Here is a 9,992-nt window from a genome sequence, read left to right on the forward strand (position 1 = left end):
GACAAGATATGCCATACCACAAGTATACATAATAGGTACAACATTGTCAAGAGAAAAATGCACTTGGCCTTATTTTATGCTCTTTCAGACGCTATACGAGGCTGGATATCATTAGGTATGCAATTCAATGGCTAAATTGAAGTGCAATTCCAATTACTTATGAGACATGGGAGATCCATCGGCGAAAGTCGGGTTAAAGGCTCTATAAATATAATTCTCCTTTGGCATAGAGAACAGCATTCCCCGATATTCTGACACGATCTCCTGCGTTCTCGCAGAATAGTTCACCTCCGCGTTTGGAAAACTGAAAAGCATGAAGATGAGTCTTCTTGAGACGATCAGCCCAGTAAGGAGTTAGTGTGCAATGAGCTGAGCCCGCCACGGGGTCTTCGGGGATACCGGCATTTGGTGCAAAAAACCTTGAGACAAAATCCGACTTCTCGCCTCGTGCTGTTACAATAACTCCAAAAACATCGCGGATTTGTTTCAATGTATCAAGATCGGGATTCATCTCCCTTATTGTAGGCTCATCCCTGAAAACGATCAGGAGGTCTCTGGATTTCAGAACGTCCAAAGGCTCTGCTCCCAGGGCTTGAGATATGATAGGAGACGTTTCTGTCCGTTGAGGCTTTCTGGCCGAGAGATCCAGGGAAAGTAATTCGCCTGCTCTGGTGACAGACAACGGGCCGCTTGCAGTCTCAAAATCGACGGAAGACAGCGAGTTATTGATAAAGGAAAAAATGACAAACGCGCTTGCAATCGTGGCGTGGCCGCAAAGGTCAATCTCGACTGCAGGGGTGAACCACCTGAGAGCATATCGTTCTTTTGATCTTTGTATCAGAAATGCTGTTTCAGACAGATTATTCTCTGCCGCAATAGATTGAAGCACGTTATCATCAAGCCATGATTCCAAGAGGCATACAGCGGCCGGATTGCCGCCGAAGATCCTTCTTGAAAATGCATCTACTTGGTAAAATGGTATCTTCATAGTCTCGCCGTATCCGTCTGTCTATTTCCCTTAATCTGCGCAAATCCTCTCCTCAGGGTATTTTCACTGATACTCTTCGGGTTCATGAATTGAAGAAGATAGTCGGGCCCTCCTGCCTTTGCTCCGACTCCAGACATGCCGAAGCCGCCGAAGGGTTGCCTTCCCACGAGAGCGCCTGTTATCTTCCGGTTGATGTAGAGGTTGCCGACCCTGAATTCGGCCTTTGCCTTCCTGATATTGCGGGGGCTCCTCGAAAAGATGCCGCCTGTGAGCGCATAGGACGTGCTGTTCGCGACGCCTATCGCCTCATCGATATCCCCCGCCCTCATCACAGCAAGGAGAGGGCCGAAAATCTCCTCCTGAGCGATCCGCGAATGCGGCTTCACCTCAGTAAAGACAGCAGGCCCGATAAAATAACCTTGTCCTTCCGACCTTCTGACAAGGAGGGCCCTTCCCTCATCCTTTGCGATCTCGATATACCTCTCCACCTTACCGAGCGCCCCTTTGTCAATTACGGGTCCCATATAAATTCCCGGTTCCTCAGGAGGTCCTATCTTTATGCTCTCCATCGCCTCCCTGAGCCTGAGGCAGAATTCATCGAAGACATCTCCCACAACGACCGCACGGGAACAGGCAGAACATTTCTGACCCTGATAGACGAGGGCCGATTCAAGCACACCCTTCACCGCCTCGTCGAGATCTGCAGTCTCGTCGACGATGATCGCGTTCTTCCCGCCCATCTCCGCAATCACTCTCTTTACGTTCCGCTGGCCTGCATGGGTCTCACCTGCAAGAGTAATGATCCTCAATCCCACGTCCTTCGAACCGGTAAAAGCTATGAAGTCTATTGCCGGATGCGAAACGAGGTACTCTCCCACTTCTTCGCCCGGTCCCGGCAGATACTGGAGAACACCTCCGGGGAGTCCGGCGTTCTTGAATACCTCGACAAGCCTCCACGCTGTAACAGGAGTAAGTCCCGATGGTTTGAAGATCACGCAGTTCCCTGAAACAACCGCTGCCGAGACCATGCCTGCCGCGATAGCGAGTGGGAAGTTCCACGGGGATATGACGACGCCTATGCCCCTCGGTTCATAGAGATATTCATTCTCTTCTCCAGGGTAATCGCCGAGCGGTCTCGGCGCCCATGATTTTGTCATCTCCCTGCCGTAATATTCGAGATAGTCTATCGCCTCTGTGATGTCCCCGTCTGCATCCTTCCAAGTCTTTCCTGCCTCGTATACCTCGAGGGCAGAGAGCTCGAACCTCCTCTTCCTCATCTCCTCGGCAGCCCTGAAGAGAATACGGGCGCGCTCTTCAGGAGAGACCTTTCTCCAGGTCTCGGATGCGTTTCTTGCCTCTTCGATGGCCTCTTCCGCCTCCTTTCTCGATGCAGAGGATACGATGCCCACAACCTCGTCAGGCCGGGCCGGGTTCAGGGAAGGCATCTCTCTCTCGGTGCGCACCTCCCTGTCTCTGAGAAGAAGAGGGTAGTGTCTGTTGAACTCTCCCTTTATATTGCTCAACGCCTCCCTCATCATCTCTCTGTTTATCGCCCTCGAAAAATCCAGGGTCGGCTCGTTCCTGAAACCCGGGCGGATACCTTCCTTGACGGACTCTTTGGGAAGGGGCGGCTTCATCATTTCCTCGAAGGACTCGCGCTCAAAGAATGATCTCCTAAGGAATGACTCGTCCGAAGTATTTTCGAGGAGTCGCCGAACGAGATAGGCCATGCCGGGGATGAGCTCGCCGACAGGCGCATAGACCTTCACCCTATAATCCATGCGCCGCAAAACCTTTCTCACAGATTCTGCGGTTCCGTAAAGCATCTGGAACTCGAAGGACTCCTTCGGGAGGCCGAGAGATTCGGCAAAGGCGATGGCGTGGCTGATGGAACGGATGTTATGGGACGCGATGGCAGGCCGTACGAATTGAGAATTCTCGAGGACGAGCCTCGTGAGTTCCTCGAAGTTCAGCTCCGTCTCTTCCTTGTCGAGGAATACCGGCAAAGGCCATCCCCTCTGCCCGTTCACCACGACCTCATGGTCCCAGTACGCCCCCTTCACGAGTCGTATTGTTATCCTTCTCTTCTTCTCCTTTGCCCATTCTATTATGTTTATGAGGTCTTCCCTCGCATCTCTCAGGTAGGCCTGTATCGCTATCCCTGCATCCGAAAATTCTCTGAACTGTTCGACGATGCTCCGGAAGATCGCGATGGTGACGTCCTTGTAATAGTAATGCTCCATATCAAAGGTGACTGCAGTTCCTGTCTCTTCAGCCTTTTCAAATACCGGCCTCAGACGGGCTTTCACACCTTCTATCGAGCCCTGCCAGTCCATGGGGTCGAGTTGGGAATAGAAGGATGATATCTTGAGCGAAATGTCAGAGCGAGGATGTTCATTCAGACCTCCGGATCGGGACACCCAGTCTCTACCACCTTTTAGAGAGAGAAAATCGAGGAGTCCCAAATACCTCTCAGCATAATCTCTTGCCTCTCTTTCGCTCACCACCACCTCACCAAGAAGGGCAATACTCGGCACGACCTCTTCATCTCTCAATAGGTCAAGGGACCGCGACGCATCCTCTAGGTCCCTCCCCGCGATGAACTGCCTCGCAAGGGTTTCGACAGCAGTCTTCATCACCCTACCGACGACGAAAGGCAGTACTCTCTTTGACGAAATACGCTCAAGACCGCGCCTTATGATGATGGGGACACCGGCCTCTTCAGAAAAATATTCTGCGAGCAGACGCACCACAAGTTCACCGGTCTTTAGAGAGGGAAGGACGTCGATAAACTTGAAGAGCGCGATCTTGAACGACTCATCCTTCATCGCCAATTCCATGATACGGCCGAGCCACCTCTTCCTCTCGAAGATGGAAGGGGTCTCGCCTTTGACCTCCGCGTAAATCCTCAGGCCTATCTTCCCTATCCTTTCCTCAAGCAGGCTGAGATCCGTCATAGCTGAACGTCCCCTTTCCGCGATGTTCAAAGTCCTTCTCTGTCATGGTCTTAAGCTTTCCCTTTTTGAGATGATAATAGGGAGGTAGGGTCGTAAGCCTTCTATCCTCGACATGTCTTCCGACGGAGAAATGGTAGATGTCCTGGAAGGCATTGTCATTGAACCCAAGGATCAAATGGGTGACGTCATCGAAAAAGCATCCCATCCCTGTCCCCCTTACACCACGTGCCTCAGATTCAAGATACAGTACCTGGCCGACTGTACCTGCCTCCCAATGGAGATGCCTGTATAAAAAGGGATGGTCTTCTATGTTTTCTCTGAATCGCGCTATCATCGCCAGTGAGAAGACGCCGTCCCCCGCGATATCCTGGTGTCAGCCGGCAACGGCGCCTTCTGATCTGAAATCGCCTTTCTTGAGGAGATAGAGACTGAGATGTTTGGGCGCATCCTCGACTCTCTTCCACAGAAAATGGTCATGACATCTCTTCTTTATCTCTCCTAAATCTTTCTCCTCCCTGACCAGAAAATAGAGCCCTTGGTCCAGGGCCGACACCCGATGGACAAAGAGGAGGAGATGGACCGATGTCTCAAACAATTCTGAATCGAAGGGGGCGCTGCTGCTTCTCGGGATGGTCCTGTCGAGCATCGAAAAGAAATCCTCTTTCGTGATGTGAGTCTTTCCGTCAAAGCCCGGAGCGCTCCTCCTCTGCCGGATTATCTTTGCGGCATCCATAGACGGCGTTTCATGTCCCAAGAATAGGTGATCTCCGAAACGGTATCTCATCTCTGCCGTTTTCGGTTTAACCGTCATTGAAGAGACTTCCTCTATAGCCAGCCACTCCCTATGATCTTTGCTCAGCCTGTTCGGTTCGCCAACAAAAGAGAGGGACCGAAAGGATTCGATTATCTCGTGGGGCAAGTCCCTTGGAACATCTCTTTCAAAATCGTGAATGAAGAGGAGGAGATCCGGCTTCTCCTCTTCAAACCGCTTCCATTTCACCCCGGCGAAACCAAGCATGATCTCTAAATCTCCGTTGGAGAGTGCATTGAGATACGTGGCTTTCCACCCGAGGAGGTTCGCGGAAAAGCTCAGGCAGGCTATAGCATGCCCCACGTCGTGCATGCAGTATCTGAATGCCCTCTCACCGTATTTCCATGATTCCCTCCAATAGATGCTGCTCAGCCCCACGAAAAAGCCGTCCATACCGAGATGTCTTCTGATCCCGGACCATACCCCCTCCCCTAGTACCGCCCGCTGCTCAAGGGCGTGGAAGAAGGGACTGTAGTGAAACACCCCTCCTCGACTATTCTCCGGCATCGGAGGCAGAACGAGATGAGCTTCTGTGGGATGGAGGTTACCGCTCGACGGGTTCATACGCAGTGCCCATGAACTTCCCCCATAGGATTTCCAAGCCGAAAGTCCCATCGAGAGTTCGAGGAACTTCGCTATGTTTTCAAGAGAAAAGGGCCTGAAAATGTTCTTTCGCCTGTCGTATAAACCCCGATAGTCCACTTCGCCGTCATCTTCACCAAGGGGAAGGTCCAACAGTGGAGTCTCTTCGTATCTCCTGAACGGATTCGGTTCGTTGGCCCAGTCGAGAAACCCCGGAGAAGCCGCGTAGCGATGCGGATGATGTTTTGTCCTCTCATGATAACGAATCACGACCCTCGCCTCATCGGTCATCCGGCCTCCTGGCATTCCCGCTTAAATCAAAACAAACTTATTCTTCCCGTCGGTGTAACTTTGGTCCAATTGAAAACGAGTGCGAATGCACCAAACAAAAAAACGAGAAAACAATAAACACCAAAAGAAGCCTAGCCCTGAAAGGATTGGAGTATCGGCCTTTTCTGTCGGCTCAGGCACTCTGGCAGGGAAATCCATAGATAGCAATTCACCTGCTCTGGTGACAGAAAATACGCCGCTCGCAGTCTCAAAATCGACTGAGGCCGTTAGTTTCTGAGTCAGTTTCCTCTTGTGGCCTTTATTATACCGCTAATTCCCGGGATTCGATAAGTCACGCCCTGCACACGGATCATACCGCGGGCTTGGCAAGTAACGTCCCGAGCATGTTGTAGAAGAAGAGGAATATCGAGAACGCCTCTACAACGCCAAAGGCAGAAGAGAGTGCGGTGTTTTCGAGGACGTAGAATACCAGCATTCCTACCAGGCCGATATTCGCGAGCCAGAACTGCACCTCTCCCATCTTCGGACTCTTCAAGGGTTTTCCGGCGAATCTCGGCAGGATGTGATAGCCGACACCGAAGATCATCATCGAGACCCAGCCGAGCATATTGAGATGGGAATGAACAAACTTCAGATGCATTAACGGCGGGTTGGCGAGCATACATATTCCCAAGACCGAGGCGATTGCGAGATAGACGATACTCATGACAATAAAGTTCTTAACGAATCTGTCCATAGAGGCTCCTCCTTATGTGATACTGTCATCTATCCAGATTATACCGAAAACCGTTAGATCAGCTATGATTCCCGTCATAAGGCAAGAATTGTTTGATCTGCCCTTTCAGCAAAGAGGGGTTTCGGTTTATAATGAAGAGTGCTTGATACGATCAGCAAGAAAGTCTTCTCAGGGAGGAGGCTCTCGGCAGATGACGCCCTCGCCCTCTTCGAGACCGACGATCTCTTCGCCCTCGGAAAATTGGCCTCTCATGTTGCCGGCAAGGAGCACGGCAATGTTGCATATTTTGTCGTAAACAGGCATATCAACCCAACGAACATCTGTATCAACAGATGCCGCTTCTGCGCCTTCAGCCGTTCAAAGGGTGAAGCAGGAGCCTTTGAACTCTCCATAAGTGACATACTGAAGAGGCTTGAAACAGAAGGATCGAAAACAGCCTTCAGAGAAGTCCACATTGTCGGCGGGCTCCATCCTGACTGGTCTTTCGATCATTACCTTGAGATGGTCTCCGCTGTCAAGAACTCCTTTCCGCATATCCATATCAAGGGCTTCACCGCAGTCGAGATCGACCACTTCTCAAAAATAAGCGGCCTTTCCATTAAAGAGGTCCTTGAGAGACTGAAGGAGAGCGGTCTTGAAGCCATGCCGGGCGGAGGGGCCGAGATCTTTGCAGAGAGGATGAGGAAAAGGCTCTGCCCTGAAAAGATATCGGGGAAGAGATGGCTCGAGATCCACAAGGCTGCCCATCTCTGCGGGATACCGACAAACGCGACCATGCTCTATGGCCATATAGAGCGATATGAAGACAGGGTTGACCATTTGACACGGCTGCGGGACCTTCAGGATGCTACGAGAGGCTTTCAGGCCTTCATCCCCCTGGCATATCATCCAAGGAACACCGAAATAGGCGGTTTCTACACCTCGGGGATCGATGACCTCAAGACGATCGCCATCAGCAGGCTCTTTCTCGATAACTTCCTGCACATTAAGGCCTACTGGATCATGCTCGGGGAAAAGATAGCACAGCTCTCGCTGCTCTTTGGTGCGGACGATCTCGACGGGACAATCATCGAAGAGAAGATAACCCATTCAGCAGGCGCAATGAGTGGTGAAGGGTTAACAAAGAAAGAGCTTATCACCCTAATAAAGAAGGCCGGAAAAGTCCCTGTCGAGAGGGACGCCTTTTACCATCCCGTTATCCCTTTCTCGCGCAGCAGACGATAAATCTCCTCCGTCACCCTTCTCACCCTTAATCCGGATAGTCCATCAACTTTGAGGACCTGGCTTCCACTTCGAAGGCAAGAGTCGGGAATATTGGCCGGCAGAAACTCATCGCATCTTCAAGGCTTCAATCCATGCCTGCCTTACCATCGCTTGCAACGCTAAGGTCAATACAATTAACCCTAATACTTTTCACCTCCGCAGTCTGAAAAGAAGAGGCCTGTCATCTCCGGATAGGGACCTCTTCACTTCGTCTTTCAGACTTATAGAGACAATTACTTTGCCATCGGTGACTCTGTAACGAATGTCAAGGACATCGGCATATCCAACGTCTAAAGGATAATAGAGCGGCCTCACTTCGTAGCCGATCGTATCGCCTGAGGGTCCGATAATCCTACTCACCTGGGATTGGTGAAAGGATCGATGGAATTTAACAAAATTCTCTGCCTCCTCAAGCGCCTCAGGTCCGGGGACATTGCTCTTTGTCTGGTAATCAAAATCAGGGGCATAGACCTCAAAGACATAGGGGTCTTCCTCTTTGTCGAGTATTGCGACGTTCTCAAGATCGCTGCTGTATCTGCCACCGTAGAGTATGAGCGTATACGTTCCCGTTACCTCAGTATCCTTCGCGACCCCTGTTCTCAAATACCTCCCGGTAGCGCAGGAAGAAGAGGTCAGAAGACAGGCAGCACCAATGAATATAAGCAGAAGATTTCGCAGTGGGTTATTCATAATACATACCCTCTTGTTGAGACGCCTCCCTGTTTTTCAGCATATCACAGAATTCCTTAGCTTGCATTGTTCTTCCTTGTCTCACCAGGCACCGACTTCCGCTTCTTGGCAAGAGCGTAGCCCTCTGTGGGTATTGGGTTATCTGCAAGAAGGATGTCCCAACCATCACGTACGGGCCATCACAAAAAAGGGCGCGTGGTTCGAAGTAAAAAGCACAGGGTCTCTTTTCAGAATCGCTGAAATGGCGCGGTCTCTCCTGAATTCAGTATTGAGGAAGCGCCTTACCCTTCTCCTGTTCCACTCCTTTGGATGAGAGAATTCCGTGTAGAGCGAGAGGTCTCCTTCATAAAACGTTCGCGTCTTAAACGTGTGCGTTTCCGGACCGAAAAGAGGCATATTGAAGATCGCGACATTAAGGAAATCGATGTCGTCACTATGTCGTGCGGTAAACTCAAGGGTCTTACGAGCCGATGGCGAGGCTTCCGGCGGCGTGCCAAAAAGAAGATAAACATAGGTAGCGATCCCCGCCTTCTTCAGGGTTTTAAGGGCAAGAGATGCGGTCCCAAGCTCGATCCCCTTCTGCAACTCATCAAGCACAGCCTGGTCCCCGGATTCCAGTCCCAGTTTGAGCATCACGCAGCCCGATGCTTTGAGGGCCTTGCAGAAATCGATATCAGTTAGAGAAGGAGTGATCCTGACAAAACCATACCAGGGAGCATTGAGGGGGCTGCCCGAAAGTGCCCTTAACAGTTCCGTGCTGATTGCGTTATCGAGGAGATGAACAAGAACGGGCTTTGATCTTTTAACGATCGCCTGGAGGTCGGCCAGGACGCTGTCAGTCTGCACCGGTACATAGGCATTCCTCTCGGCCCTTTCAGGGCAGAAGGAACATCTCCGCCAGGAGCAGCCACGTGACCCGCTATAGGGAACAATCAATCCGGGCGAGAGGTAGTGATCCAAGGGCAGGCTGTCATAGACCGGCGTAACATGGCTGCACGGTGCTCTATCGATCCCGGCAAGGGAAAGCAAGGGAATTTCTCCAGGCCCCGCAACGAGGCGGTCCACGAGACCCTGGAAGGGATCTTTCCAGCCCGGTCTCTTCATCCATGAGGTGACAAGTCCGCCTCCGAGAATTATCGTCAACTCAGGCCGCCTCGATCTCAAGAAACCGATCATCGAGAAGGCGCAGAGCGCCTGGCTCAGGAAGTTCAGAGAGAAGCCGACTATTGACGGCTTTTCCTTTTCGAGAATCCCCGTAAGCCTCTTTTCAAAATAGGGATAAAAAAGGTTGCCCTCAGGATTTTCAGCGGCCCTGACAAGATCAGCACTCCGCAGGGGAGAAAGCTCCCGGTCTTCATAATTCGCAAGGCCGGCTCTGCAGGTCCCGACACCTGAACTTCTCAGGACGCGATTGAGGTCGTGGACCATCCTTTTGTACCGGTCAGGAACACGATAGCTGCGCCAGTCTCTCAAAGATTCAAGGTTTCTGAAACGATCCCGGAGTGCCCGCGAAGTCCATCTGTCCGCCGCCGTAGCCTTCACCGCGTGGGGATGCTGAAGGAGATGGAGAAGCCCCTCGATATTGGCATCGAGGATCCTGTGCTTCACTCCGTATGAAAGCAAGGCTCCCGAAAGCTTCGAGATGCCGGCCGGGGGCTCGGAGGGCTTTGCAAC

At 51.6% G+C, this 9,992-nt stretch carries 8 protein-coding genes; 1 reads left to right on the forward strand and 7 read right to left on the reverse strand.

The window, feature by feature from the left end:
• Nucleotides 1-202: 202 nt before the first annotated feature.
• The 5 genes from VFG09_13760 to VFG09_13780 form a co-directional block, all read right to left on the reverse strand.
• Entirely contained in the window at nucleotides 203-988 is a 786-nt protein-coding gene (locus tag VFG09_13760) for a PhzF family phenazine biosynthesis protein (GenBank protein ID HET6516222.1), read from the reverse strand.
• Nucleotides 985-3,945: an L-glutamate gamma-semialdehyde dehydrogenase gene (pruA, locus tag VFG09_13765; GenBank protein HET6516223.1), complete on the reverse strand. Its 2,961-nt coding sequence runs from the start codon at nucleotides 3,943-3,945 to the stop codon at nucleotides 985-987. Before pruA ends, VFG09_13760 begins: the two co-directional genes overlap by 4 nt.
• On the reverse strand, nucleotides 3,923-4,150 hold the full coding sequence (locus tag VFG09_13770) for a hypothetical protein (GenBank protein HET6516224.1): 228 nt from the start codon (nucleotides 4,148-4,150) through the stop codon (nucleotides 3,923-3,925). Before VFG09_13770 ends, pruA begins: the two co-directional genes overlap by 23 nt.
• 168 nt (nucleotides 4,151-4,318) lie before the next feature.
• Nucleotides 4,319-5,629, reverse strand: a complete 1,311-nt coding sequence (locus tag VFG09_13775) for a SagB/ThcOx family dehydrogenase (GenBank protein ID HET6516225.1) — start codon at nucleotides 5,627-5,629, stop codon at nucleotides 4,319-4,321.
• Between the two features lie 349 nt (nucleotides 5,630-5,978).
• On the reverse strand, nucleotides 5,979-6,365 hold the full coding sequence (locus VFG09_13780) for a cbb3-type cytochrome c oxidase subunit I (GenBank protein HET6516226.1): 387 nt from the start codon (nucleotides 6,363-6,365) through the stop codon (nucleotides 5,979-5,981).
• A gap of 138 nt (nucleotides 6,366-6,503) precedes the next feature.
• Here VFG09_13780 and mqnE point away from each other — a divergent pair, with 138 nt between their 5' ends.
• Nucleotides 6,504-7,589: an aminofutalosine synthase MqnE gene (gene mqnE, locus VFG09_13785; GenBank protein HET6516227.1), complete on the forward strand. Its 1,086-nt coding sequence runs from the start codon at nucleotides 6,504-6,506 to the stop codon at nucleotides 7,587-7,589.
• Nucleotides 7,590-7,778: 189 nt separating this feature from the next.
• Here mqnE and VFG09_13790 read toward each other — a convergent pair whose 3' ends face one another.
• Together VFG09_13790 and VFG09_13795 are read right to left on the reverse strand one after the other, a co-directional pair.
• The gene (locus VFG09_13790) at nucleotides 7,779-8,231 is read right to left on the reverse strand and encodes a hypothetical protein (GenBank protein HET6516228.1); all 453 of its coding nucleotides are present in this window, start codon (nucleotides 8,229-8,231) and stop codon (nucleotides 7,779-7,781) included.
• Between the two features lie 252 nt (nucleotides 8,232-8,483).
• Nucleotides 8,484-9,992: radical SAM protein (locus VFG09_13795; GenBank protein ID HET6516229.1), on the reverse strand; the 1,509-nt coding region annotated here is incomplete at its 5' end.

It is taken from the genome of Thermodesulfovibrionales bacterium, from assembly GCA_035686305.1.
Classification (GTDB): Bacteria; Nitrospirota; Thermodesulfovibrionia; order Thermodesulfovibrionales; family UBA9159; genus DASRZP01.